At 65.2% G+C, this 23,756-nt stretch carries 24 protein-coding genes; 6 read left to right on the top strand and 18 right to left on the bottom strand.

Annotated features, from left to right (window positions below; translation table 11 throughout):
- Window position 1 precedes the first annotated feature (1 nt).
- Genes ASC93_RS15175 through flgB form a run of 4 tightly spaced genes read right to left on the bottom strand, consistent with a single transcriptional unit; the run spans window position 2 to window position 3,146 of the window.
- On the bottom strand, window positions 2-1,528 hold the full coding sequence (locus tag ASC93_RS15175) for a flagellar hook protein FlgE (protein ID WP_056443573.1): 1,527 nt from the start codon (window positions 1,526-1,528) through the stop codon (window positions 2-4).
- 42 nt (window positions 1,529-1,570) lie between these two features.
- Entirely contained in the window at window positions 1,571-2,278 is a 708-nt protein-coding gene (locus ASC93_RS15180) for a flagellar hook assembly protein FlgD (protein ID WP_056443575.1), read from the bottom strand.
- A 38-nt stretch (window positions 2,279-2,316) separates the two neighbouring features.
- The gene (gene flgC / locus ASC93_RS15185) at window positions 2,317-2,715 is read right to left on the bottom strand and encodes a flagellar basal body rod protein FlgC (protein ID WP_056443580.1); all 399 of its coding nucleotides are present in this window, start codon (window positions 2,713-2,715) and stop codon (window positions 2,317-2,319) included.
- A 2-nt stretch (window positions 2,716-2,717) separates the two neighbouring features.
- The gene (flgB, locus tag ASC93_RS15190) at window positions 2,718-3,146 is read right to left on the bottom strand and encodes a flagellar basal body rod protein FlgB (protein WP_056443583.1); all 429 of its coding nucleotides are present in this window, start codon (window positions 3,144-3,146) and stop codon (window positions 2,718-2,720) included.
- 170 nt (window positions 3,147-3,316) lie between these two features.
- Between flgB and flgA the strand changes: the two genes are divergently transcribed.
- The 3 genes from flgA to ASC93_RS15205 all read left to right on the top strand — a co-directional run bounded on the left by flgA (window position 3,317) and on the right by ASC93_RS15205 (window position 4,955).
- A complete protein-coding gene (flgA, locus tag ASC93_RS15195; RefSeq protein WP_056443586.1) occupies window positions 3,317-4,015 on the top strand; it encodes a flagellar basal body P-ring formation chaperone FlgA in 699 nt (232 codons plus the stop codon).
- A 159-nt stretch (window positions 4,016-4,174) separates the two neighbouring features.
- Window positions 4,175-4,477: a flagellar biosynthesis anti-sigma factor FlgM gene (flgM, locus tag ASC93_RS15200; RefSeq protein ID WP_056443589.1), complete on the top strand. Its 303-nt coding sequence runs from the start codon at window positions 4,175-4,177 to the stop codon at window positions 4,475-4,477.
- Between the two features lie 7 nt (window positions 4,478-4,484).
- Window positions 4,485-4,955 carry a flagella synthesis protein FlgN gene (locus ASC93_RS15205; protein ID WP_056443592.1) on the top strand — a complete coding sequence of 157 codons (471 nt, stop codon included), beginning with the start codon at window positions 4,485-4,487 and terminating at the stop codon, window positions 4,953-4,955.
- 7 nt (window positions 4,956-4,962) lie between these two features.
- Here the strand turns inward: ASC93_RS15205 and ASC93_RS15210 are convergent, their stop codons facing one another.
- Window positions 4,963-7,389 (bottom strand): EAL domain-containing protein, encoded by a 2,427-nt coding sequence (locus ASC93_RS15210; protein ID WP_162251885.1) that lies wholly within the window; start codon window positions 7,387-7,389, stop codon window positions 4,963-4,965.
- A gap of 382 nt (window positions 7,390-7,771) precedes the next feature.
- Between ASC93_RS15210 and ASC93_RS15215 the strand changes: the two genes are divergently transcribed.
- Window positions 7,772-8,845, top strand: coding sequence for a M35 family metallo-endopeptidase (locus ASC93_RS15215; protein WP_056443598.1), 1,074 nt, complete (start codon window positions 7,772-7,774; stop codon window positions 8,843-8,845).
- On the opposite strand, the gene ASC93_RS15220 is transcribed toward ASC93_RS15215, so the two are convergent.
- The 6 genes from ASC93_RS15220 to flhF form a co-directional block, all read right to left on the bottom strand.
- Entirely contained in the window at window positions 8,842-9,243 is a 402-nt protein-coding gene (locus tag ASC93_RS15220) for a hypothetical protein (RefSeq protein WP_056443601.1), read from the bottom strand. The genes ASC93_RS15215 and ASC93_RS15220 overlap by 4 nt on opposite strands.
- Before the next feature lie 64 nt (window positions 9,244-9,307).
- On the bottom strand, window positions 9,308-10,042 hold the full coding sequence (motD, locus tag ASC93_RS15225; RefSeq protein ID WP_056443605.1) for a flagellar motor protein MotD: 735 nt from the start codon (window positions 10,040-10,042) through the stop codon (window positions 9,308-9,310).
- A 10-nt stretch (window positions 10,043-10,052) separates the two neighbouring features.
- Window positions 10,053-10,796 (bottom strand): flagellar motor protein, encoded by a 744-nt coding sequence (locus tag ASC93_RS15230; protein ID WP_056443608.1) that lies wholly within the window; start codon window positions 10,794-10,796, stop codon window positions 10,053-10,055.
- Window positions 10,787-11,506 (bottom strand): RNA polymerase sigma factor FliA, encoded by a 720-nt coding sequence (locus ASC93_RS15235; protein ID WP_056443611.1) that lies wholly within the window; start codon window positions 11,504-11,506, stop codon window positions 10,787-10,789. The genes ASC93_RS15230 and ASC93_RS15235 overlap by 10 nt, the downstream gene beginning before the upstream one ends.
- Window positions 11,507-11,535: 29 nt before the next feature.
- Window positions 11,536-12,432 (bottom strand): hypothetical protein, encoded by an 897-nt coding sequence (locus tag ASC93_RS15240; protein ID WP_056443614.1) that lies wholly within the window; start codon window positions 12,430-12,432, stop codon window positions 11,536-11,538.
- Window positions 12,425-13,897 (bottom strand): flagellar biosynthesis protein FlhF, encoded by a 1,473-nt coding sequence (gene flhF / locus ASC93_RS15245; RefSeq protein ID WP_056443618.1) that lies wholly within the window; start codon window positions 13,895-13,897, stop codon window positions 12,425-12,427. The genes ASC93_RS15240 and flhF overlap by 8 nt, the downstream gene beginning before the upstream one ends.
- Window positions 13,898-14,327: 430 nt before the next feature.
- Between flhF and ASC93_RS15250 the strand changes: the two genes are divergently transcribed.
- Window positions 14,328-14,564 (top strand): hypothetical protein, encoded by a 237-nt coding sequence (locus tag ASC93_RS15250; protein WP_157201940.1) that lies wholly within the window; start codon window positions 14,328-14,330, stop codon window positions 14,562-14,564.
- A gap of 35 nt (window positions 14,565-14,599) precedes the next feature.
- Here the strand turns inward: ASC93_RS15250 and ASC93_RS15255 are convergent, their stop codons facing one another.
- From ASC93_RS15255 to flhB, 3 genes are all read right to left on the bottom strand, one after another.
- A complete protein-coding gene (locus ASC93_RS15255) occupies window positions 14,600-15,754 on the bottom strand; it encodes a glycosyltransferase (RefSeq protein WP_056443624.1) in 1,155 nt (384 codons plus the stop codon).
- 372 nt (window positions 15,755-16,126) lie between these two features.
- Complete coding sequence (flhA, locus tag ASC93_RS15260) at window positions 16,127-18,253, bottom strand: flagellar biosynthesis protein FlhA (RefSeq protein ID WP_056443629.1); 2,127 nt, start codon at window positions 18,251-18,253, stop codon at window positions 16,127-16,129.
- A 171-nt stretch (window positions 18,254-18,424) separates the two neighbouring features.
- Window positions 18,425-19,591 carry a flagellar biosynthesis protein FlhB gene (flhB, locus tag ASC93_RS15265; protein ID WP_056443632.1) on the bottom strand — a complete coding sequence of 389 codons (1,167 nt, stop codon included), beginning with the start codon at window positions 19,589-19,591 and terminating at the stop codon, window positions 18,425-18,427.
- 360 nt (window positions 19,592-19,951) lie between these two features.
- Between flhB and ASC93_RS15270 the strand changes: the two genes are divergently transcribed.
- Window positions 19,952-20,254: a hypothetical protein gene (locus tag ASC93_RS15270; RefSeq protein WP_056443636.1), complete on the top strand. Its 303-nt coding sequence runs from the start codon at window positions 19,952-19,954 to the stop codon at window positions 20,252-20,254.
- A 97-nt stretch (window positions 20,255-20,351) separates the two neighbouring features.
- On the opposite strand, the gene rfbC is transcribed toward ASC93_RS15270, so the two are convergent.
- Genes rfbC through rfbB form a run of 4 tightly spaced genes read right to left on the bottom strand, consistent with a single transcriptional unit; the run spans window position 20,352 to window position 23,745 of the window.
- Window positions 20,352-20,903: a dTDP-4-dehydrorhamnose 3,5-epimerase gene (rfbC, locus tag ASC93_RS15275; RefSeq protein ID WP_056443638.1), complete on the bottom strand. Its 552-nt coding sequence runs from the start codon at window positions 20,901-20,903 to the stop codon at window positions 20,352-20,354.
- A gap of 10 nt (window positions 20,904-20,913) precedes the next feature.
- Entirely contained in the window at window positions 20,914-21,789 is an 876-nt protein-coding gene (rfbA, locus tag ASC93_RS15280) for a glucose-1-phosphate thymidylyltransferase RfbA (RefSeq protein WP_056443641.1), read from the bottom strand.
- Window positions 21,790-21,798: 9 nt separating this feature from the next.
- Window positions 21,799-22,686, bottom strand: coding sequence for a dTDP-4-dehydrorhamnose reductase (gene rfbD, locus ASC93_RS15285; protein WP_056443644.1), 888 nt, complete (start codon window positions 22,684-22,686; stop codon window positions 21,799-21,801).
- Window positions 22,687-23,745: a dTDP-glucose 4,6-dehydratase gene (gene rfbB, locus ASC93_RS15290; RefSeq protein ID WP_056443647.1), complete on the bottom strand. Its 1,059-nt coding sequence runs from the start codon at window positions 23,743-23,745 to the stop codon at window positions 22,687-22,689.
- Window positions 23,746-23,756: the final 11 nt, after the last annotated feature.

Here is a 23,756-nt window from a genome sequence, read left to right on the forward strand (position 1 = left end):
ATCAGCGCAGGTTCACCAGCGTCTGCAGCACCGAGTCCTGCGTCTTGATGGTCTGGGCGTTGGCCTGGTAGACGCGCTGGGCCGTGATCATGTTGACCAGCTCGGCCGTCAGGTCGACGTTCGAACTTTCCGTCGCGGACGCCTGCAGCACGCCGAAGCTGCCCGTGCCCGCCGTGCCCAGCAGCGGCGTGCCCGAGGCCGACGTTTCGACCCAGGAGTTGTTGCCGATCGGTTCCAGGCCGCCCGAGTTCGTGAAGTTGGCGAGCACGATCTGGCCCAGCGGCTTGGTCTGGCCGTTGCTGTACTGGCCCAGCAGCGTGCCGTCGGCCGCGGCCGAGAAGCGCTGCAGGTGGCCGGCCGTGTAGCCGTCCTGGGTGGTCAGTTTTTCGCTCGTGTCGGCGCCGTACTGCGTGCTGCCGTTGAAGCCGACCTTGATCGACAGCGTTTCCTTGGCGCCCGTCGCCGGGTAGACGGGGAACGACACGTTCAGCGGCAAGGTCTGCGGCGACATCAGCGCGGCCGACAACGCGCCGTTCGAGTCGAACTTGAGCGTGCCGACCGGGATCGACGGCACCGACACGGCGGCGGCGACGTCCTTGTCGACCTCGTCCGGGGTATAGCCGACCGTGTTGCCCGCATCGGTGGCGGCCGTCTGGATGGCGGTGACGGTGGCCGCGGTGGCGCCGGCCGTGCCGGCGGCGGTGCCGACGGCGGCGGAGACCGCGGCGGCGTAGTCGGACAGCGCCTTGGCGACGGCGGCCGGGTCCTGCGGCGACGCCTTCGTGGCGGCGGTCCAGTCGTCGCGCGCGGTCATCGCCGTCGGATCGCTGGCGCCGGCCTTGGCCACGTTGACGTTGGTGATCTCGGTGCCGTCGGCGCCGGCGTACACGTCCCACGTGCCCGAGCCGGTCTTCACGTAGTACATCGACATCGTGTGCTCGTTGCCCAGGGTGTCGTAGACGCTGACCGGGACCTGCTTGTTGTACGTGGTCGCGTCGTTGGCGTTGAACGGGAAGTTGGTCGGGATGGTCTCGCGCGAGTCGAGGTTGATCGACGTGTCGACCTTGGTCGTGGCGACCGGCTTCATGTCGGCCGTGCTGATCTTCAGCGGGGTCGGCGTGCTGGCCAGGATCTGGCCGTTCGCGGCGACGCCGTAGCCCGTCACGTTGGCGCCCTGCGGCGTCACGACGTAGCCGTTCTTGTCGAGCGAAAACTGGCCGTTGCGGGTGTACTGGACGGCGCCGCCGATCTCGGTACGGAAGAAGCCGCCGCCGTTGATGGCGATGTCGAGCGGGTTGGCGGTCGTCTCGATATTACCCTGGGTGAACTGCTGGGCGATGCCCGCCACGCTCACGCCGATACCCGCCTGGGTGGCGCCGGCGCCGTTCAGCGAGCGCGCATACACGTCGGCGAATTCCGTGGTCGAACCCTTGAAGCCCACGGTGCTCGAGTTGGCGATGTTGTTGCCGATGACGTCCAGCGATTTCGCCGCGCTGTTCAAGCCGCTCAGGCCTTGTTGGAAGGACATGTTGTGCTCCTGTTATTCGTTCGATCGTTGTGTAAGCGGCGCTTACAGGACTTGCCTGATGTCGGCCAGCGTGAGCGCGCCCTTGCCGGACAGGTTCACCTTGACGCCATCGGTACTGTTGGTGGTGACGCTGGCGACGCTGTCGAGCGACAGGCCGCCGGCGTCGGTCAGGGCGGCGCCGCCGCGCATCGCCACGACCTTGAACGTGTAATTGCCGTCGGCCAGCGTGATCGGCTTGCCGCTGCTGTCCAGCTTGGTCGCATCGGGCACGCCGTCCCACGCGAGCGGCGTGACGCCGGCCTTCTGCGCGCCCAGGTCCATCGTCTCGACCTCGTTGCCCTTCGCGTCGCTGATGACGACCTTGACGTCGTCGGCGTCGCTGGCCAGGTTCACGCCGAGAACGCCCTTGCTGCCCGCCAGGGTGACGTTGTTGCCGTCGACGAGCACGCCGCGGCCGATGAGGTTCGTCGCCTGCATGGATTCCGTGCTCTTGTAGCTGGACTGCAGCGATTCCAGGGTCGTGTTCAGCTTGTTCACGCCGGTCACGGTCTGCAGCTGCGCGAGCTGGCTCGTCATCTGGGCGTTGTCCATCGGGTTCAGCGGGTCCTGGTTCTGCAGCTGGGTCACCAGCAGGGTCATGAACTTGTCGGTGTCGGCGGAAACGCCGTCCGTGCTGGTCGGCTTTTTCGCGTTCATCGTCGACATCAGGTCGGTGATGGGCGTGCTGGTGGTGTCGGTTACGGTCGCCATGGGAGCGTGTCAGTGTGAGTAGAGGGTGATAGTCCGGATTACTGGCCGAGGGTCAGTGTCTTGAGCAGCATGGTCTTGGCCGCGTTCATGGTCTCGACATTCGTCTGGTAGGAGCGCGAGGCCGACAGCATGTTGACCATTTCGTCGACTACGTTCACGTTGGGCATCGAGACATAGCCCTTGTCGTCGGCGAGGGGATTCTTGGGGTCGTACACCTGCTTCAGCGGGGATGCGTCCTCGACCACTTCGCGCACCTTGACGCCCGTGCCCTGGTCCATCGGGACGGCTTCGAACACGACCTGCTTGGCGCGGTAGGCCTCGCCCGTGGCGCTCGTCGCGCTGTCGGCGTTGGCGAGGTTGCTGGCCGTCGTGTTCAGGCGCTGGGCCTGGGCGCTCATGGCCGAGCCGGCCACGTTGAAGACATTAAATAAGGACATGATTACTGGCCTCCCTGGATGGCCGCGAGCATGTTGCGGATCTGCTGGTTGAGCATCGTGATGCCGGCTTCGTAGCGCAGCGCGTTGTCGGCGAACTGGGTGCGTTCCGTGTCCATGTCGACCGTGTTGCCGTCGACGGCACCCTGCGTCACGGTGCGGTACAGCACGGGCGTGGCGCCGTCCCCCAGCGTCTTGCCGTCGGCCGCTGCCCTGGCGTTCGGATAATGCGCGCCGGACGTCGTCGCCAGCGGCGCGTTGTTCGTCGCACGCGCCAGCGCGCCCTGCAGGGCGCTGGAAAAATCGATGTCGCGCGCCTTGAAATTCGGCGTGTCCGCGTTGGCGATGTTCGACGCGAGCAATTCCTGGCGCTGCGAGCGCAGGCTGAGCGCGGTTTCATTGAAACGCAGGTAATCGTCGAGTTTGCCGATCATGGTGGCTCCGTTTTTTCCAGGTATCTGGTGGTGGACAGCATGGATCATACGGACCGGTGGACTCTTCCAATCGGGCAATAAAGAGACCCAAAACCCGGCTATTCGGCGGTTCGACGGCGGCGCGCCGGACCTAAGATGGCAGCGTCGCAAAAACCCGTACCGCTCAATCCATGAAACGCACGCTCCTTACCGCCCTGCTCGTCGGCGCCGCCTCACTGGCCTCCGCGCAGACGACGCCCGCCGGCCGCCAGAACATCAATGCCCTGCGCACCGTCGTCGAGCAATTCCTGCACACCCAGACGGCGGGCCTGCCCGGCACCGTGACGGTGAAGGTGGGCGCGATCGACGCCCGTACCGCCCTCGCCGCCTGCCCGGCGCCGGAAGCCTTCCTGCAGCCGGGCGCACGCGCCTGGGGCAAGACGACGGTGGGCGTGCGCTGCACGGCGCCGTCGAACTGGACGCTCTTCGTGCAGGCGCAGGTGAACGTGCAGGCGGACTATGTCGCCGCGGCGCTGCCGCTGGCGCAGGGCCAGCCGATCGAGCAAAGCCAGCTGGTGTTGGTGAAAGGCGACATCGCCTCCATGCCGAACGGCATCATCACGGACATGGCGCAGGCGCTCGGCCGCACGCCGACGGTGTCGCTGGCGGCCGGCACGCCGCTGCGCCTGGACACGCTGCGCAGCAGGCCCGTCGTGCAGCAGGGACAGGCCGTACGCCTGGTCTCTAACGGCAATGGATTTTCAGTATCGGCCGAAGGCAAGGCCATCGGCAACGCCGGCGACGGCCAGATCGTGCAGGTGCGCACGCCGGGCGGCGCGGTCGTCAGCGGCACGGCGCGGGCCGGCGGCATGGTCGAGGTGGCGTTTTAAGGCAGCACGGGAGACACTGACATCACGGATCGTCGAGGGGACTTTGAAAAGTGTGGCATGCGCCCGCACTTTGTTTGATGTCCCCTAAAGTTTTCGGCAACAGCGCCGTTACTTAGGCAGATCCCGGGCTTTCGGCTCCGACCTGAGAAGGATGATGCTGTGAAAATCAACGATACACTCAAGAACAACGCGGGCGTGCAGGCCAACAACACGGCCACGACCGCGAAGAGCAGCGACGCGGCCGCCGCGAAGACGGTCTCGCCCGCAGCGACCGACACCGTACGCCTGTCCTCGCAAGGCCAGGCGCTCGCGGCCGGCGGCACCAATCAAGTGTTCGACAGCAAGAAGGTTGAACGCATCAAGGCGGCCATCGCGGATGGCCATTTTCAAGTGAATTCGGAGAAAGTGGCGGACGGCCTGTTGGATACAGTGCGCGATCTGCTGCATTCCCGCAAACAGTAGATAACCCATGGCCATTGCATCCCCTGGCGCAACCCTGCGCGACGAACAGCAAGTGATCGGTTCCATCGTGGAACTGATGAAGACGGAGCAACAGCTCCTGATCAGTGCGGATGCGGATGGCCTCTCGACCATCACCCCCAACAAGCTGCAACTGGCGCAGCGCGCCGCGACCCTGTCGCGCGTACGCCACAAGGCCCTCGCCGCCGCCGGCTTTCCAGCGGGCGAAGCCGGGATGGAGCCCTGGCTGGCCGTGGGCGGCAACGACGAGCAGCGCGCCGAGTGGAACCGCCTGCTGGACCTGACCCGCGCAGCGAAGGAACTCAACCGCGTCAACGGCATGCTCGTCAACCGCCAGCTGGGCCAGGCCCAGGCGGCGCTGAACGAATTGCGCGGCCCCGCCGGCAATGCGGCCGGCGTCTACGGGCCGGGCGGCCAGACCATGTCGACGGGGCCGTCGCGGCGGTTTGCGGTCGGCTGATTCCGCCCTACGTCGATACGGGCAGGTCCAACGTCCGTTCGGTCAACATCTGCTCGATCTGCTCCGGCCACACGGGCGGGCTGAAATAATAGCCCTGGATTTCGTCGCACCCGTTCTCGCGTAAAAAGGCCACCTGCTCGGCCGTCTCGACACCTTCCGCCACCGCCTCCAGGTTCAGCGTATGCGCCAGCGCGATGATGGCGCGCGCGATTGCGGCGTCGTTCGGGTCGGCCGTCACGTCGCTCACGAACGAACGGTCGATCTTGAGCACGTCGATCGGAAAGCGCTTGAGATAGCTGAGCGACGAATAGCCGGTGCCGAAGTCGTCGATCGACAGCGCCACGCCGAGCGCCTTCAGCGAGCGCAGCACGCTCGTCGCTTCGCCGGTGTCGCGCATCACCGTGCTTTCCGTGATCTCGATCTCCAGGCAGGCCGGCGGCAGGTTGCTGCGTTCCAGCGCGGCCCGGACCCGCTGGGCCAGGCCGGCCTGCTGGAACTGGCGCGCCGACAGGTTGACGGACACCTGCAGCGGCGGCAACCCTTGCGCGCGCCACGCGGCCGCGCGCGCGCAGGCCTCGTCCAGCACCCACATGTCGAGGTCGTCGATCAGGCCCGTCTCCTCGGCCAGCGGAATGAAGCGCGCCGGCGCCACGAGGCCGAGCACCGGATGGCGCCAGCGCACGAGGGCCTCCACGCCGAGCACGGCGCCGCTGGCCAGGTCGACGCGCGGCTGGTATTGCAGCGCGAACTGGTTGCGCTCGATGGCATGGCGCAGCAGCGCTTCCAGGTCGACCCGCTCGCGGATCGCCTGCGCCATCGCGTCCGTGTGGAAGCAGTGGCGCGCCGGACCGTCGGCGCGCGCGGCGGCCATCGCCACCTGCGCCATCTGCAGCAGTTCGTGCGCGCCGCAGCCCCCATCCGGCAGCAGTGCGATGCCGACGCTGGCGGCCAGGAACACGTGCTGCCCGCCGATCGGGAACGGTTCGCGCATGGCGTCCAGCAGCCGTCCGGCCAGCGCCGCGGCGGCCTCCGGGCCCGATTGCTTCTGCACGACGATGAATTCGTTGCCGCCCTGGCGCGCCAGCATGTCGCCGCCCGCCAGCAGGCCCGACAGGCGGACGACGCATTCGCGCAGCACGTCGTCGCCGCCGCCGTAGCCGTAGCCGCTGTTGATCTTGCGGAATTCGTGCAGGTCGAACACGAGCACGGCCAGGATACGGCCGTCCTGGCGCGCGCCGGCGATCGCCTCGTCCAGCGTCTCGAGGATCCGGTTGCGGTTCGGCAGGCCCGTCAGGGCGTCGTGGGTGAGCTGTTCGACGAGGGCACGTTCGAGCCGGCGCCGCTCCGACACGTCGCGCACGATGGCCACCTGCTGGCCGCTCGGCATGCCGGCGCGGCGCACCTCGGCCGGGAAGGCGGCGCCGGCGCGGCTGCGGCAATCCACCTCGGCGTCGCCGGCGGCGGCCGGCACCAGGATGTCCAGCGGCAGGCCGGCGGCCGCCTCGCGCGCCACCCCGAACAGGTTTTCCGCGCGCGCATTCATCATCGTGATGCGCCCTTCCGCGCCGACCAGCAGGATGGCGTCCGGCGCGCATTCCATCAGGCTGCGGAAGCTGGCCTCGCTCTCGGCCAGCGAACGTTCCGAACGCTGCAGGCGCAGGTAGGGCGCCTGCACGGCGGCCACCCAGATCGCGCGGTGCAGGCACAGGTAGGCGATCACCTTGTACACGTGGCCGGCCATGTTCATGACGTCGTCCGGACGCGCGTACAGCGTGAAGCTGACGCCGCCCAGCGCCATCACGGCCGCCGTCGCGGCCAGGTAGCGGTCGGTGCGCAGGCGGGTGAGCAGCGCGCGCCGCAGCAGGAACAGCGCGGCGACGGCATTCAGGGCGATCAGCACGACTTCGACATCGATCTTGAACGGCGTCAGGCCCTGCCCCGGCACGAAGGTCGGCGGCAGCGCCAGCGGATTGTCCACGGCCACCCAGAATCCGAGCGCGGCAATGCCCAGCGCCGCCGCCAGCGCCCAGCCGCGCACGCGGCGCCCGACGACCCGCTCGCGCGGGGCAAACGCGGCGATGAGCAGCGCGCACGCACTGACGGTGCGCGCCAGCAGCCAGAATTCGATGCCGCGTCCGACGCTGCCCGGCCCCGCGACGCCGGGCATGCCCTGCACCGACATCAGGTGGCCGAAGTCGAGCAGGCCGACCACCAGCGCGGTCGGCGACAGCAGCGCCACGCGGATCGGCATCTCGCGCCCGATGCCGTGCCAGCCCGTGGAAAACACGAGCATCGCCACGACCACCGAAAACACTTCCATTGCCGTGTGCGCCGTCAGGTACCAGCGCGGATCCCACGGCAGCAGCGCGCCATGGCCCAGCGCGAGCCAGGCCATGAACACGGCCAGCAGCGCCGTGAGGACGGACAGCCGCACGGCGGACGGCATCCTGCGCGCGCGCCGCCTCATGCCGCCATGGCGGCGCCGGTGCCGGTCGTGCGAAGTCCGCTCATGCAGGAGGCGTGGCTGTCGTGCTCGATATTCATGTGATGAAGCGAATGGCGCCGTCGGCAATGCCGTGTCGGCGTGAATGGAAGAGATTCCCTATGGCAACTTATATATCCCGGGAATCAATATATGATAACAAGTTATTAAATATTGATCGAGCAATACTTACGTTGCTCATCGAAATGTTGCGTCAATGTAGCAACTTGACCGTCATCACGAAGGTATCGCAACGACAAATATTGCGTCATAGCAATACCAACGACCGGAAGCCGCGCTACAACGAGGGTTTGCACCGCCTCTGGAGGCACATATGAACGGTAACGCGCGCTGGACCGGCGGCACGCTCGCCGCCCTGCTGCTGATGGCGGACTGCCAGGCGGCGGCGCCGGGCGGCATCGCCGTCGACGTCACGCCGGTGCGGCAAAGCCTGACGCACGGCGACGACGTCGTCGTGACGGTGACGCTCCGCAATACGTCGACCACGACGCTCTACGTGCCGACCTGGCAGACGCCGTTCGCCGGCGTGCAGGCGCCGCTGTTCGACGTCACGCGCGACGGCTTGCCCGTCACCTACCTGGGCATCCAGGCGAAGCGCGCGGCGCCGGCGCCCGCCGATCTCGTCGCGCTCAGGCCGGGCGCGGCGCGCAGCGTGCGCGTGGAACTGTCCGCGCTGTACCGCATGGACATCACGGGCGCGTACAGCGTGCGCTACCGCGCCGAGCGCCTGCAGGTGGCCAGCCGGCCGGACGCGTTGCGGCCGCAAGGCCGTGCCGAGGCGTCGCCGCAGGCGGCCGCCGTCTGGATCGATGGCCGCCTGCCGCGCGGGATGCCGGAACCGCCACCCGCGGTTGTTCCTGCCGGCAGCGGCCTCGCCTATTCACACTGTTCGAACGCGCAACAGGACGGCATCGCCGGCGCCGTCCAGGCCGGCCTGGCGATGGCGCAGGATGCCGACGCCTACCTGCAGGGCCAGGCGCTGGCGGTGCGCTACACGAACTGGTTCGGCCCGGTGGACAATGCCCGCGCGACGACCGTCGCCCGCCACGTCGCGGCCATCCGCGACGCCTTCGCCACCCGTTTGACCACGGTCGACTGCGCGTGCACCCAGCCGTGGTACGCCTATGTCTATCCGAACGAGCCGTACACGATCCACGTCTGCAAGGCCTTCTGGACGGCGCCGCTGACGGGCACCGATTCCAGGGGCGGCACGCTGGTGCACGAGATGAGCCATTTCACCGTCGTGGCCGGAACCGGCGACTGGGTGTATGGCCAGGCCGCGGCGGCCGCGCTGGCGGGCAGCAATCCCGACCGTGCCATCGACAACGCCGATTCGCACGAATACTTCAGCGAAAACAATCCCTACCGGACCGTGCGGCGCAATTAAGGCGCGACGTGGCGGAACATCACGGGCTCGGTGACGAGCGGCGTCGTGGCGTCGGGCTGGTGGATGTCGGCCAGTGCCAGGCCGGCGTAGCGCAGCTCGTAGGTGTGGTCGCCCGGACGGAAGGCGTAGTCGGCCGTGATGTCGATGGTGTGCGTGTGGGCGGAGTGCGGCGGCAGTTCGAACCACCCGGATGCCCCCTGCGCGGCGCCGGCGCCGACATAGGCGACGACCGCGCCGCCCGGATGCGCGCGCACGTCGAACAGGCGGCCGGCGGGCCGCACGTCGGCATCCAGCGCGCGCGGCAGCCACACCCGGCGCTCGCCGCGGTTCTCCGCCCTGAAGGTGATCCATACCTTGTCATGCCTCGCGTCGACGCTCAGGCTCGCATGCAAATTCATCCGGTCTCCTCGTTCGTTCGACATTGCTGTCGGGCGGGAACGATTGTACCGCGCGGGCGCGGCGTCAGGCGCCGGCGCCGGAGAGAATGGTGACGGCCACGCGCCGGTTGCGCGCCCGCCCGATGGGGTCGAGGTTCGATGCGATCGGCCGGTTGGCGCCGCGCCCCACGGCCGCCAGCCGTTCCTCGGCCACGCCGTTCGCCGCGAACAGGCGCACGACGGTGGTGGCGCGCACCGCGGACAATTCCCAGTTCGACGCGAACGCCGGGTTGCCGATCGGCGTATTGTCCGTGAAGCCTTCGACTTCGATCCCGTGCGGATCGTCCTTGAGCAGGTCGGCGACGGTGCGCAGGGTCTCCTGGGCCGGGGGCGTCAGCGCGGCGTCGCCTTCGTCGAACAGCACGCTGGCATTGATCTCCAGCGTGACGCCGCGCGCGGTCTGCGTCACGCGCACCTTGCCGCTGTTGACGAGGGGTTTCAGGATGCTGTCCAGCTTCTTCGCCAGCAGGTCGAGGCGTGCGCGGTCGCGCTTGGCCTCTTCCGCCCGCTTGTGCGCGAGGATGTTGGACAGGGGCAGCGCGTCGACCTCGACCATGGTATTCGTCCGGTTCGCGGCGCCGCGGCCGCCGAACGCATCGCCCAGCGCTTCCGACAACACCGTGTACTTGCCGATATTGACCACGGACACCGCATACATGACGACGAAGAACGCGAACAGCAGGGTGATGAAGTCGGCGTAGGAAATCAGCCAGCGCTCGTGGTTCTCGGTGTCCTGTTCGTACCGTTTGCGGCGCGCCATGGCAGCGAAGTCAGTGCTGCGCCAGCAGGCACGCCACGCGCTCTTCGATCACACGCGTGTAGTCGCCGGTGGCGATGTCGTGGAAGACGTCGGTCAGGATTTCGTACTGGGCCACGCGCTCGGCGACGATGCCCTTGATCTTGTTGCCGACCGGGTAAAAGAACAGGTTCGCGAGGCCGACGCCGTACACGGTCGAGACGAACGCGACGGCGATACCGGCGCCAAGGCGCGACGGGTCGGACAGGTTTTCCATCACGTGGATCAGGCCCAGCACGGCGCCGAGGATGCCGACCGTCGGCGCATAGCCGGCCGCCGATTCCCAGATGCGCGCGGCCTGGCGTTCGCGGAATTCGTAGGTGTTGATTTCCGTGTCGAGCAGGCTGCGCAGCTTGTCCGGCTGGATGCCGTCGACGACGAGGCGCAGGCCCTTCTGGATGAACGGATCGGCCTTCGCGACGTACTGTTCGAGCGACAGCAGCCCGTCGCGCCGTGCCGACAGGCTCCACAGGTTGATCTCGCGTGCGAGCGCCTGGCGGCGGTCGGGCGGCGTGATGAACACCCAGCGCAGCATGCGCACGCCGCGCACGAACGCCTGCGATTTGGTCTGCAGCAGCACGGCGCCGAACGTGCCGACCACGACGATGGCGAACGCGGCCGGCTGGATCAGCGAGGAGAATTTGCCGCCGTCGAGCGTGTGCCCGATGAAGACCCCGGCGAGCGCCAGTGCGAGGCCTAGCAGGCTGGTCAGGTCCACGAACGCTCCCGCAGATAGGTACGCAGGCGCGCCACGGCCTGGGTGTGCAGCTGCGACACGCGCGATTCCGACACGCCCATCACGGCGCCGATTTCCTTGAGGTTGAGTTCTTCTTCGTAGTACAGGCCCATCAGCATCTTCTCGCGCGGCGGCAGCGCGTCGATGGCGTCGATGACGGTCTGGCGGAAGTCCGTGTCGAGCAGGCTCTTGAGCGGGTCGTCGTCGTCCACGGCATAGCGGTCGAGGAAACTGTCGCTGCCCTCTTCGTCATGGAAATCCTCGTAGTACACGAGCTGGTGGCCGCCGGAATCGCCCAGCAGGTCCTGATAATCGGCCAGCGACAGCTTGAGCGACTTCGCCACCTCGGATTCGCTGGGCGGACGGCCCAGCTGCTGCTGCAGCGTAGCCATGGCCTGCTCGACCTTGCGCATATTGGCGCGCGTGGAGCGCGGCATCCAGTCGCTGCTGCGCAGCTCGTCCAGCATGGCGCCGCGGATGCGCAGCACCGCATAGGTCTCGAACTGCGCGCCGTGGTTCTCCTCGTAGCGGTTGATCGCATCGAGCAGGCCGATCATGCCTGCCTGTACCAGGTCATCGACTTCGACGGACGGCGGGAGCTTGGCCTTCATCTGGTGGGCGAGACGCTTCACCAGCGGCATGTGCTCCGTCAGCAAGGAGTTCTTGTCCGCTTTCCCTTTGACCGTGTACATGGTTCCAGTAATTAATTATTCTTCGCCGCTCAGGCGGCCCGTCCCTGCTGCATGCCGGTGCGCGCGAAGCGCCCCGCCAGGCGGCGGAAAGCCACCGAAGCGCCGGCCAGCGGGAATGCGTCGACCACGGCGCGCCCGAGGCGCGCGGCGCGGTGCAGGTACTCGTCCGCCGGCACGGAGCCCATGGAGCTCAGCGTTACCGCCAAGTAACGAGTTGCCGCAGATGACATATTATCGTATACCACCTTCGCCTCGGCTTCGGTAGCGCCGGTGACAAGAATACCGAACGGACGGCGGCCGAGCTGCTGCGACAGTCGCTTGATCAGCGCATACGCGTTCGTGATCGACGCCGCGCTCGTCGACACCTGCACGACGATCTCGGACGTGGCCATGATCGGCACGGGGAACATGCCGTCTTCGGAAAGCTCGCCGTCGACCATGATGATGCTGCCGGACGATTGCTGGACGAGGACGTCGAAGGTTTTGGCGAGGCGCCGCATCTCGTCAGCCGCACCTCCCGTCGCTCCCGCGAAGGCGGGAGCCCAATCTTGCTGGCGTACCCGGCTGTTCGAAGACACCTGGGTCACCGCCTGCGCGGTGACGACGTTTTTATACGCCATCTTGACTACCGAAAACCCCTGCGGCACCGCATGGATCACCTGGTTCAGCGCGCATTCCTGGCGTGCCACGTGCAGCAGGCTGGGGCCGCGGTCGACGCCGAGGCGCTGGGCCACGCCGTAGTCGCGCGTGCAGGCGTCCACGATCATCACGTCGTTGCCGGACTGGGCCAGCGAGGCGCCCAGGTTGACGAGCATGGCGCCCTTGTCGTCCTCGGGCGTGGCGGAAAGAAAGGTCACGATGCGCGGCTTGGGGCCCGCCAGCATCCGGCGCAGGCCCTCCGCCTGGTCGAAGTCGAAACTAGCCAACGTACACCTCGCGCAGCGAACGGTCGTTGTTCAGGTTGCCGAGGCCGGCCATCATCAGCGGCAGGTCGGCGTCAAGCAATTGCGCGGCGGCGTCGCGCTTGTTGCGGAAGGCGCGGTCGACGAGCATCGCGCGGTCGGCCAGGTGCAGGTCTTCCGGCACGCGCTGGCCGGTGGAGATGTAATACAGGTTCAGCTTCTGGCGCACGAGCACGTCCAGCACGTTGCCGATCGACGCGGCCTCGTCCAGCTTGGTCATGATGCAGCCGGCCAGGCCGGTGCCCTGGTAGGCGCGCACGACTTCGTTGAGGGTCTCGTTGGTCGACGTCGCGTTCAGGCACAGCAGGCGCTTCACGTCGGCGCCGGACTCCGTCAGCATGGCGACCTGTTCGGTGACCATCTGGTCGCGCTGCGACATGCCGATCGTGTCGATCAGCACGGTGTGCTTGTTGCGCAGTTCCTTGAGGGCGATGCGCAGGTCGGCCTCGTCCTTCACCGAGTGCACCATCACGCCCAGGATCTTGCCGTAGATGCGCAGTTGTTCGTGGCCGCCGATACGGTAGGCGTCCGTCGTGATCAGCGCCAGCTTTTCCGGACCGTGGCGCATCACGCAGCGGGCCGCCAGCTTGGCGGTGGTGGTCGTCTTGCCGACGCCGGTCGGGCCGACCAGCGCGAACACGCCGCCGCGGTCGAGGATGGCATCCTCGTCGGCCATCGTCGTGATGTTGCGCGACAGGACAGTCTTGATCCAGCGCAGCGACTCGGCAGCATCCTTGCCGGCCGGCAGCTTGTCGATCAGGTAGCGTGACAGGCTCGCCGAAAAACCGGCGGCCAGCATCTCGCGCAGCACGGCGGCCTTCTGCGGCTCGCGCTGCTGGGTGCTGCCCCACGACAGTTCGGCCAGTTGCGTTTCCATCATGCCGCGCATGGCGCGGATTTCGTTCATCATGCCGCTCATTTCGGCGGCGGCGGACTCTTTCGCCTGGGCGATCGCGGCCGACATCATCGCGGTCATCGCAGCCATGTCGAAGGCCGGCGTTTCCGGTTGCGGGGCGCGGCGGTTGGCATACGTCGGCGGCACGGCAGGCGCGGCCGGCTCGTCCAGGTCGTACAGCGAATTCAGCGATTGGCGCGGGGCCGGGGCTTCCTGGAAGGAACGGGCCTGCGGGGCTTCCTGGAAAGCGCGCGCGGGGCGTGCGGCCGGGCGCGGCGCCGGTGCCGGTGCCGGTGCGGGTTCGAAGTCATCGAACGAGGGTTCCTGCATGTGCAGGTTCGGACGCGGCGCCGCCATCTCGGATTCCGGCGCCGGCGAGGCCAGCGACGCGACGTCGTCGTTGTCCAGCGCCAGGATCTCGACCACGCCATCGACCGGGCGGTTCGACAGGATGACCGCGTCCGGCCCCAATGCCTCGCGCACTTTGCGCAGGGCTTCACGGGAAGTCGCCGCTGTAAATTTCTTCACGTTCATCGTTGTTCTCCGCTCTTCCTGGCTGTGGCTCAAGGTGGTTCGCTGTCCGGTCATGCGGGCACAATGGCCCATTCACGGAGAGGATTATTGACGATGCCAGGAGGAAACGATTGGAGGAAAAGGCGGGGGAAAATCCGCCTATTCAATCAAACTCAAAACGCCGGGACATTATTTCCGAAGAATAATTCTGGTCACAGCCCGCGATCGCTGCCATCCTGTCACATGTACGGCCGAGAATTGCGCGACTGGTTGTCATTTCGACATGATCAATGTAGCGAATTGTGCAAACAATGTAAGGAAACGCAAAATTTCTGAAGGCTCTGGTAATTTAAATAACGGCAAATCTATTCAATTGTAACGACCGGCGTCCACGCTCATGCTAGACTGTATTTAAAAAACGATGAGATGGTCGACATAGAAAGGCCAGCAGATGAAACTGAGACTACCGAAGCGTCATTCCGCTGCCAATATGGAAGCCTTGCTCGTGCATTTCTGCGCGTCGCTTGATCGTAGTCTTCCTACTTTGCGGACGTTTTTCATCGTGGCAGGTGTGATTGCGGCAGCAGCCCGCACAGGCATATGTTCCGACTTCCTGTTTGTCACCGGCCTCTTGCTTCAGTTCGCGATATGGTTCGAACACTGGTGGATGCAAAAACGGACCCGCTGAGGGTCCGTTTTTTTATATCCTGGCTCTGAAACGCTTCACCGCAACTTGGCGTTCGCGGTGACATCGGCACCCATCCTGGCCGCCTCGCCCGCAGTCCAACGTCCACGCACCAGACGTCCATACACTGCGACGTAGATCACTACCTGGGCCAGTACGGTCAGGATGCTCATCGCAATCGAGGTCCCCACCGCCACGCTCACCGCCACGCAAACAGCGACGACAGGAGGAATGATGCATGCTACCGCGGCATTGCGCTTCCAAGGATTGCTGGAATTTTTGTCAACATATCTGAACACGATCCGGCGATACACGAGGGTATGCAGGTGCAGCGCGTCCGGCGCGCCCGGGCTGACTTTCTGGATGAAGCGTCGACGATAAATGCTGAACAGCACTTCGATGACAGGATACGCACAGATGGACAGCACTTGCCATGCATTCACGCTGGCGTTACGTACCAGCAGCAGCACCGCCATTTCGGAGACCCAGAAACCGAGGAAATAAGCACCGCCGTCGCCCAGGAAGAGTTTACCGCGCGGATAGTTCAAAGCCATGAAGCCGAGCGTGGCGCCGATGCACAGTACGCCCAGATTCGCCACGAGGTTGTCGCCGCACCGCAGTGCAACCGCAGCCAGTCCGGCGGCCATGATGACGATCGTGCTGCTGGACAGGCCATTGAATCCGTCGATGATGTTGATCGCATTCGAACCGCCGGCCACGACGACGGCTGTCACGAGGAGCGCGAACGGCACGAAGGCGAGCAGTGCATCCACGCCCCAGAGGTCCAGGTCGCTCAGGGTCGCACCCAATAAAGCGCTGGCAGCCAGAGCACTCAACGCGGTTGCCGTCAAACGCATCCGTACCGACACCCGCTTCGTGAAGTCTTCGATCAGGCCGGCCACGAAGGCAGGCAGGCTCGCGACGAGCAACAGCAGCATGTCCGCGCTGATGGACGATGTTTGGCCCGTCTGGTAGAAGCTTCGAAATGCCATGCACCCCAGCAGAATGCCGGTGATGACACCCAGCCCTCCGATGCGAGGAACTGCCGTCGTATGCACTTTTTGCACACCATCCAGGTCATGGTCGTGCGACAGGCCGCCATGCCATTTTTGCGACAGGACGATGAGCATACTGACCAAGAGACTTGCAGCGAAAGCGATCAACGCGAGCTGAAAGAACTGAATTTCCGACATTGTCCTGTTTCCCTCACGCGCGTACGTACGATCCCGGCGCGTGTTTGCAAATGAAGATGTGTTACCGATTCGACGCCCAAAACGATGGGCGGCGCGGTACTATTCAGGGCGAGGCCCTGATTTTCGAACGCATGATGTTATCACGAATCAATATTGCAAATTGACTTTTAGCGTAGAGTGCGTCGGTCCGTTGCGGCGCAACAACCAGCAGTATGTTGCGTGGGTCAAAAGCTTTGTTTTGCACCTTTCTGATAGGCAATCTCTCCATAACATATGCCAGCGCGATCAAATCGTCACCGCTGCTTTTCGGCAATTAATTGAACAAGCGTTACCGCAGCTGCCTGTCATCGACCTCATCGCCCGATGACGGTATCAAGCCGCACCAACGAGGCTCGTCACCCGGATCGTCTTCGATTCCGGAATCTCGGAATGCGACAACACCTTCAACTGCGGCAGCGCCCGGCGCAGGAAGCGCGACAGCAAGGTGCGCAGCGGCCCCGGCACGAGCAGCACGGGTGTCAGCCCCATCGCTTCCTGCTGCTGTGCCGCGTTGGCGGCCTGCTGGACGATGGTGTCGGCCAGGCCGGGCTCGATGCCCGTGCCGTCGCCGCCGGCGTTCAGGGCCTGCACGAGCAGGCGTTCGAGACGGTTGTCCAGGGTCATCACGGACAGTTCGTTGGTGCCCGGGAACAATTGCTGCACGATCGCACGGCCCAGTGCGACGCGCACCAGCGACGTCAGGTCGTTCGGATCATTGGTCGCGCCGCCATGCTCGGACAGCGTCTCGATGATCGTGCGCATGTCGCGGATGTGCACGCCTTCCTGCAGCAGGTTCTGCAACACTTTCTGCAGGGTCGACAGGGACACGACCTTGGGCACCAGGTCCTCGACCAGCTTGGGCGCGTCCTTGGCCAGGTGATCGAGCAGCGCCTGCACTTCCATCCGGCCCAGCAGTTCCGACGCATGCGTCGTGATCAGGTGGTTCAGGTGGGTGGCGATGACGGTGCCGGCGTCGACGACGGTATAGCCCATGCTCTGCGCATCGTCCTTGAGACCGGCGTCGATCCAGATGGCCGGCAGGCCGAACGCGGGATCGGTCGTCACGAGGCCCGGCAGCGTGCCGCTCGCCATGCCCGGGTTGATCGCCAGGTACTGGCCGTTCATCGCCTCGCCGCTGCCCACTTCCACGCCCTTGAGGGTGATGCGGTAGGCCGACGGCTTCAGCTCCAGGTTGTCGCGGATGTGCACGGGCGGCGCCAGGAAACCGACTTCCTGTGCGAATTTCTTGCGGATGCCCTTGATGCGCTTCAGCAGTTCGCCATTCTGCCCCTTGTCGACGAGCGGGATCAGGCGGTAGCCCACTTCCAGGCCGAGGGTATCGACCGGCAGGACGTCCTGCCAGCTCGCTTCTTCCTGCTCGGCCGGCGTGGTAGCGGCCCCGGCGCCGCCCGGCGTACCCGCCGGCCCCGCGCCACCGGGTGCGCCCTGCAATTCTTCCTGGGGCATGTTTTTACGACGCTTTTCGAGCAGGTAGGCGCCGCCGAACAGCGAGCTGCCCAGCAGCAGGAACACGAGGTTCGGCATGCCCGGGATCAGGCCCATGCCGCCCAGGATGCCGCCCGTGATGTACAGCACTTCCGGTTTCGCGAACAGCTGGCTGACGACCTGGCTGCCGACATCCTTGTCGCTGGCCACGCGCGAGACGACCATACCGGCCGCGATCGAGATGATCAGCGACGGGATCTGCGCGACGAGGCCGTCACCGATGGCCAGCAGCGTGTAGTTCTTGATGGCGTCCGCAAACCCCATGTCGTGCTGGACCATGCCCACGATCAGGCCGCCGACGACGTTGATCACGGTGACCAGGATGCCGGCCACCGCGTCGCCGCGCACGTATTTCGACGCACCGTCCATCGCGCCGTAGAACTCGGCTTCCTGCGCCACTTCGGAACGGCGGGCCTTGGCGTCCTGTTCGCCGATCAGGCCGGCGTTCAGGTCGGCGTCGATCGCCATCTGCTTGCCCGGCATCGCGTCCAGGGCGAAACGTGCGCCCACCTCGGCAATACGACCCGCGCCCTTGGTGACGACGGTGAAGTTGATGATGGTGAGAATGATGAAGACGACGAGACCGACCGTGTAGTTGCCGCCGATCAGGAAGTGGCCAAACGCTTCGATCACCTTGCCCGCCGCGGCGCCGCCCGTATGGCCCTCGGTCAGCACGACGCGGGTCGACGCCACGTTCAGCGACAGGCGCAGCATCGTGGTCACCAGCAGCACGGCCGGGAAGGCCATGAAATCGAGCGGCTTGATCGTGTACAGCGCGGTCAGCAGCACGATCACGGACATCGCGATGTTGAAGCTGAAGAACAGGTCGAGCGCGAATGCCGGCAGCGGCAGGATCATCATTGCCAGCAGCAGGATGATCAGGATCGGCGCGGCCAGCGCGTTGCCGCGGGAACCGATCTTCTTCAGCCAGGCCGGCAGTTTGAAACCGTTCATTGATGCTCCGTCATTCAGTGTCGATGCGTAGGCGCGGCAAGCCGGCCGGGATACGACATTATTGCTGATGCCTGACGGAAACTATGCAGCAAGTAGACGGGAAAAACCCGCGTATTTCGTGGGGTGGGCGCACGCGCCCACGCGAATATCTGCAATATGCTGGCATTGCGGTCAATGCGGCTTGCCGGCTTTTTGCGACGCCGGGTTGAACGGGTCCATCTCGGGCGGCACCGGCAGCCTGGTCGGACGGTCCGGATACTGGTCGAGGGTACCCTTGGTGTAGGCACGCAGCTGGTAGACATAGGCCAGCACTTCGGCCACGGCCGAGTACAGCGCTTCCGGGATCTCGTCGTCGATATCGGTGTGCTTGTACAACGCACGCGCCAGCGCCGGGGCTTCCAGCATGGCGACCTTGTTTTCCTTGGCGATCTCGCGGATCCGGGCCGCGACTTCGTCGGTACCCTTGGCGACGACGCGCGGCGCGCCCCGCTGCCCTTCCCCATACTTCAGCGCGACGGCGAAGTGGGTCGGGTTGGTGACGACGACGTCGGCGGTCGGGACGTTGGCCATCATGCGTTTCTGCGCCATCTGGCGCTGCAATTGGCGGATCTTGCCCTTGATCTGGGGATTGCCGTCCGATTCCTTCGATTCCTGGATGACTTCCTGGCGCGTCATCTTGAGCTTGTCGGCGTAATGCCACATCTGGTACGGGCCGTCGAGGATGGCGATGGCGCCAAGTGCGCCGACCATCGTCAGGAACGCCTTGGCGAGCAGGCCGCCCAGGTGAGGCGCGGCCGTGCCGAACGGTTCGGTGACGAGGCCGATCACCGCATCCTTCTGGCTCAGCACGACGAACCACGCCACCGCGCCGACCAGCAAGGTCTTGGCGACGGCCTTCAGCAGCTCGACGAGGGCATTCGTCGACACCATATTGCCCAGGCCGCGCATCGGATTGAGCTTGCCGAAATTCGGCGTAAACGCCTTGGCGCTGAAATTCCAGCCGCCGATCAGCATGGGCGACGCCAGCATCATCAGCATGACGGCGCCCGCCAGCGGCAGGCAGGCCAGCAGCACGCCGCCGACGTCCGCCGCGATGCGCTCGATGAGGACGTTGGGGTCGTAGATCTGCTCGCGGTCGAGCGACAGCCCGCGCTCCAGCACGGTCGACAGCGTGTTGACGATACCGCCGCCCAGCATCCACAGCCCGGCGCCCGCCGTCATCAGCACGGTGAACGTGGCCACTTCGCGCGAGCGGGGAATGTCGCCGTCTTCGCGCGCCTGCCTCAGCCGTTTCTCTGACGCTGGTTCGGTCCGTTCTGCGTCGCTGTCTTCTGCCATTCCTGCGCTCCGGTGTCCGCCGTCCTGACGACGGCTAGATTGTTCAGGCTGGCATTATTCCAGATGTTGCCGCGCGGCTAGGAAAGAAGAAGGAGGGGAAACAGGCTGCATATCACTTCCTGACGCATTCTCTCGACGCGATGCATATGTGAACACGCAACAAAAACCGGTAAAATTGGTAGGAATGTCGTGCGCTATCTGTCAAAATTGCAAATTGCTTATGTCGAAAAAAGATCACATTTTAGGCTGAGCTGAGTTTAAGTTGGCATTTGATGAATCAGAGCAATGTTTAATTGCTATATAATTGGCTAGGAACATTGCGCTGTGCAGGTGCCCCGTTAATTGAACAAAGGATACGAAATGAAGAAACTCCTCGTCACGACCGCTATTCTGAGCATGCTGTCGGCTCAGGCATTCGCCCAGGAAGCCGGCGCCACCGCAGGCCAAACCGCAGGCACCGCGACTAGCACCGGCACCGCCACTGGCACCGCCGCAGGCACTGCGGGCACCGCCGCTGCAGGTACCGGCTTCGCCGCTACCACCGCAATCGCCGGTCTGTCGGTCGGCACCGTGGTAGCGATCGGCGCAGCAGTTGCCGCCGTGGCTGTCGCCGCTTCGGACAACGGCTCGACCACCGATCACTCGACCACGACGCACCACTGATCGCGCTCGGAACGCTTGCGCGTTCCGTTGCAGACAGTTGCAAAGAAAACGGCCGCATCATCAGCGGCCGTTTTCTTTTGTTAATGCGGTCAGGCGATCAGTCGAACACCTCGGCCTGTGCGAGGAGCTTACCGGCCTGGTCCTTGGCTGCGAGCTGCGGCGGCGCATCGATGGGCCACTCGATGCCGATGGCCGGATCGTTCCACGACAAGCTGCGCTCATGCTCCGGATACCAGTAATCCGTAGTCTTGTAGAGGAACTCGGCCGATTCGCTCAGCACCACGAATCCATGTGCGAAGCCGGGCGGAACCCACAGTTGCAGACAATTTTCCGCGCTCAACTCAACCCCCACCCACCGTCCGAAGGTCGGCGACGACTTGCGCAGGTCGACGGCCACATCGAATACACTGCCCTGCACCACCCGCACGAGCTTGCCCTGCGCGTGCTGGATCTGGTAATGCAACCCGCGCAAGACGCCCTTGGCCGACTTGCTGTGATTGTCCTGCACGAACTGGACATCGACGCCGGTGGCTTGCGCAAAATCGCGCGCATTGAAGCTTTCGTAAAAGAAGCCGCGCGCGTCGCCGAAGACTTTTGGTGCCAGCACCAGCACATCGGGAATAGCGGTCGGGGTAACGGTAAAAGGCATAGCACTCGGATTATTTCAACAGGTTTAAAAGGTAGCTGCCGTAGCCGTTCTTGGCCAGCGGCGCCGCAAGTTTCTGCAGGTTGGCCGCATTGATCCAGCCCTGGCGATACGCGATCTCTTCCGGGCACGCCACCTGCAATCCCTGCCGTTTCTGCAGTGTCGCGATGAAGCTCGCTGCATCGAGCAGGCTGTCGTGCGTGCCGGTGTCGAGCCAGGCGAAGCCGCGGCCCATGATCTCGACGTTCAGCTTGCCGCGTTCGAGATAGCAGCGGTTGACGTCCGTGATCTCCAGTTCGCCGCGTGCCGACGGCTTGATGTCGGCCGCCACATTGCAGACGTCGTTGTCGTAGAAATACAGCCCGGTCACTGCGTACGACGATTTGGGCGCTTTTGGCTTTTCTTCGATGCTCAGTGCGCGTTGATTCGCATCGAACTCGACGACGCCATAGCGTTCCGGATCGTGCACGTGGTAGGCGAAGACGGTGGCGCTGTCCGTGCGCTCGTTGGCGCTATGCAGTTGCCGGACCAGGTCATGGCCGTAAAAAATATTGTCGCCGAGGACGAGCGCACTCGGATCGTTCCCGACGAAATCCTTGCCGATGATGAAGGCCTGGGCCAGGCCATCGGGCGAGGGCTGGACGGCATACTGGATGTTCATGCCCCAGCGGCTGCCGTCGCCAAGCAACTCGGCAAAGCGGGGGGTGTCCTGCGGCGTGCTGATGATGAGCACGTCGCGGATGCCGCTCAGCATCAGCGTGCTGAGCGGATAGTAGATCATCGGCTTGTCGTACACCGGCATCAACTGCTTGCTGACGGCCTGGGTGACAGGGTACAACCGGGTTCCCGAGCCGCCGGCGAGGATGATGCCTTTGCGATTGTTTGCCATGGCTGTCTCTTAGAAAATTTGCTGGAGCACGTGGCGCACGCCGTCCTGCCAGGGCGGCAGGCGCAGCCCGAACGTCGTGCGGAAGCGGGCCGTGTCGAGCCGCGAATTGAGGGGCCGCTTGGCAGGGGTCGGATACTGCTCGGTGGCAAGCGGCGCGACCGCATCGACGGTCGCCTTCAGGGCCTTGCCGGCCGCCAGCGCTTCGCCGATCACGAATTGCGCATAGCCGTGCCAGCTCGTCTCGCCGCCGGCCGCCACGTGGTACGTACCGTAGGGGAAGCCGGGGCCGCCCGCGCGCGCATGCTCGCGCACGAGGTGGGCGCTGACGTCGGCCAGCAGCGCGGCCGGGGTCGGCGCGCCGAACTGGTCCGCGACGACCGTGAGCTTCTCGCGTTCGCCGGCCAGGCGCAGCATCGTCTTGGCAAAATTGCCGCCGTGCGCACCCACGACCCAGCTCGTGCGCAGGATCAGGTGGCGTGGATTGGCGGCCGCCAGACCCTGCTCGCCTTCGAGCTTGGTACGGCCGTAGACGCTCTGCGGCGCCGGCGCGTCGCTTTCCGTGTAGGCGCCCTGCTTCGTGCCGTCGAACACGTAGTCGGTCGAATAATGGATCATGAGCGCGCCGAGCTTCGCGCCCTCCTCGCCCAGGATGGCGGGAGCGACGGCGTTGACGGCACGGGCCGTCGCTTCGTCGGACTCGGCCTTGTCGACGGCCGTGTAGGCCGCCGGGTTGACGATCACGTCCGGCGCCACGCGGCGCACGAGTGCGCGCAGCGCGTCGGCGTCCGCCAGGTTGCAATCCTGCGTGCCGACGGCGACGACCTCGCCGAGCGGCGCCAGCGCGCGCTGCAGTTCGAAGCCGAGCTGGCCGTTCTTGCCGGTCAGGAGAATCTTCATTCAGGCTCCGTATTGTTGGCCGACCCAGGCGCGGTAGCTGCCACTCGTCACGTGCTGGACCCATTCCTGGTTGTCGAGATACCACTGCACCGTCTTGCGGATGCCCGTCTCGAAGGTCTCGGCCGGCTTCCAGCCCAATTCACGCTCGAGCTTGCTTGCGTCGATCGCATAGCGGCGGTCATGGCCGGGACGATCCGTCACGAACGTGATCTGGGTCGCGTACGACTGGCCGTCCGCACGCGGGCTCAATTCGTCGAGGATCGCGCACAGGGTGCGCACGACGTCGAGGTTCGCCTTCTCGTTCCAGCCGCCGACGTTGTAGACTTCGCCCAACTGGCCCGCCTCGAGCACGCGGCGGATGGCCGAACAATGGTCTTTCACGTACAGCCAGTCGCGGATCTGCTGGCCATCGCCATAGATCGGCAGCGGCTTGCCTGCCAGCGCATTGTGGATGCACAGCGGGATCAGCTTTTCCGGGAAGTGATACGGACCATAGTTGTTGGAGCAATTGGTGGTCAGCACCGGCAAACCGTACGTGTGATGGTAGGCGCGCACGAGGTGGTCGCTGGCCGCCTTGCTGGCGGAATACGGGCTGTTCGGCTCGTAGCGGTTCGTTTCGCGGAAAGCGGGGTCGTCCTTGCCGAGGGAGCCGTAGACTTCGTCCGTGGACACGTGCAGGAAGCGGAACGCGGCCTTGCGATCGTCCGGCAGCGCACCCCAGTATTCGCGCACGGCTTCGAGCAGGTGGAAGGTGCCGACGATGTTCGTTTCGATGAATTCGCCCGGGCCGTGGATGCTGCGGTCCACATGGCTCTCGGCCGCAAAGTTCACGACGGCGCGCGGCTGGTGTTCACGCAGCAGGCGACGCACGAGATCGACGTCGCCGATATCGCCGTGCACGAAGACGTGCCTCGGATTGTCGCGCAGGCTCGCCAGGTTCTCGAGGTTGCCGGCATAGGTCAGCTTGTCGAGGTTGATGACCGGCTCGTCGGCCAGGGCGCACCAGTCCAGCACGAAATTACTGCCGATAAAGCCGGCGCCGCCTGTCGTCAAAATCATCTATTCATTCT

Origin of the sequence: Massilia sp. Root335 (genome assembly GCF_001425685.1) — a bacterium.
Classification (GTDB): Bacteria; Pseudomonadota; Gammaproteobacteria; order Burkholderiales; family Burkholderiaceae_D; genus Telluria; species Telluria luteola.

Excerpts from the sequence above, each read along its gene's own strand:
- ASC93_RS15175 (WP_056443573.1), bottom strand. The coding sequence starts at position 1,528 with ATGTCCTTCCAACAAGGCCTGAGCGGCTTGAACAGCGCGGCGAAATCG.
- ASC93_RS15180 (WP_056443575.1), bottom strand. The coding sequence starts at position 2,278 with ATGGCGACCGTAACCGACACCACCAGCACGCCCATCACCGACCTGATG.
- flgC (WP_056443580.1), bottom strand. The coding sequence starts at position 2,715 with ATGTCCTTATTTAATGTCTTCAACGTGGCCGGCTCGGCCATGAGCGCC.
- flgB (WP_056443583.1), bottom strand. The coding sequence starts at position 3,146 with ATGATCGGCAAACTCGACGATTACCTGCGTTTCAATGAAACCGCGCTC.
- flgA (WP_056443586.1), top strand. The coding sequence starts at position 3,317 with ATGAAACGCACGCTCCTTACCGCCCTGCTCGTCGGCGCCGCCTCACTG.
- ASC93_RS15205 (WP_056443592.1), top strand. The coding sequence starts at position 4,485 with ATGGCCATTGCATCCCCTGGCGCAACCCTGCGCGACGAACAGCAAGTG.
- ASC93_RS15215 (WP_056443598.1), top strand. The coding sequence starts at position 7,772 with ATGAACGGTAACGCGCGCTGGACCGGCGGCACGCTCGCCGCCCTGCTG.
- ASC93_RS15220 (WP_056443601.1), bottom strand. The coding sequence starts at position 9,243 with ATGAATTTGCATGCGAGCCTGAGCGTCGACGCGAGGCATGACAAGGTA.
- motD (WP_056443605.1), bottom strand. The coding sequence starts at position 10,042 with ATGGCGCGCCGCAAACGGTACGAACAGGACACCGAGAACCACGAGCGC.
- ASC93_RS15235 (WP_056443611.1), bottom strand. The coding sequence starts at position 11,506 with ATGTACACGGTCAAAGGGAAAGCGGACAAGAACTCCTTGCTGACGGAG.
- flhF (WP_056443618.1), bottom strand. The coding sequence starts at position 13,897 with ATGAACGTGAAGAAATTTACAGCGGCGACTTCCCGTGAAGCCCTGCGC.
- ASC93_RS15250 (WP_157201940.1), top strand. The coding sequence starts at position 14,328 with ATGAAACTGAGACTACCGAAGCGTCATTCCGCTGCCAATATGGAAGCC.
- ASC93_RS15255 (WP_056443624.1), bottom strand. The coding sequence starts at position 15,754 with ATGTCGGAAATTCAGTTCTTTCAGCTCGCGTTGATCGCTTTCGCTGCA.
- flhA (WP_056443629.1), bottom strand. The coding sequence starts at position 18,253 with ATGAACGGTTTCAAACTGCCGGCCTGGCTGAAGAAGATCGGTTCCCGC.
- flhB (WP_056443632.1), bottom strand. The coding sequence starts at position 19,591 with ATGGCAGAAGACAGCGACGCAGAACGGACCGAACCAGCGTCAGAGAAA.
- ASC93_RS15270 (WP_056443636.1), top strand. The coding sequence starts at position 19,952 with ATGAAGAAACTCCTCGTCACGACCGCTATTCTGAGCATGCTGTCGGCT.
- rfbC (WP_056443638.1), bottom strand. The coding sequence starts at position 20,903 with ATGCCTTTTACCGTTACCCCGACCGCTATTCCCGATGTGCTGGTGCTG.
- rfbA (WP_056443641.1), bottom strand. The coding sequence starts at position 21,789 with ATGGCAAACAATCGCAAAGGCATCATCCTCGCCGGCGGCTCGGGAACC.
- rfbD (WP_056443644.1), bottom strand. The coding sequence starts at position 22,686 with ATGAAGATTCTCCTGACCGGCAAGAACGGCCAGCTCGGCTTCGAACTG.
- rfbB (WP_056443647.1), bottom strand. The coding sequence starts at position 23,745 with ATGATTTTGACGACAGGCGGCGCCGGCTTTATCGGCAGTAATTTCGTG.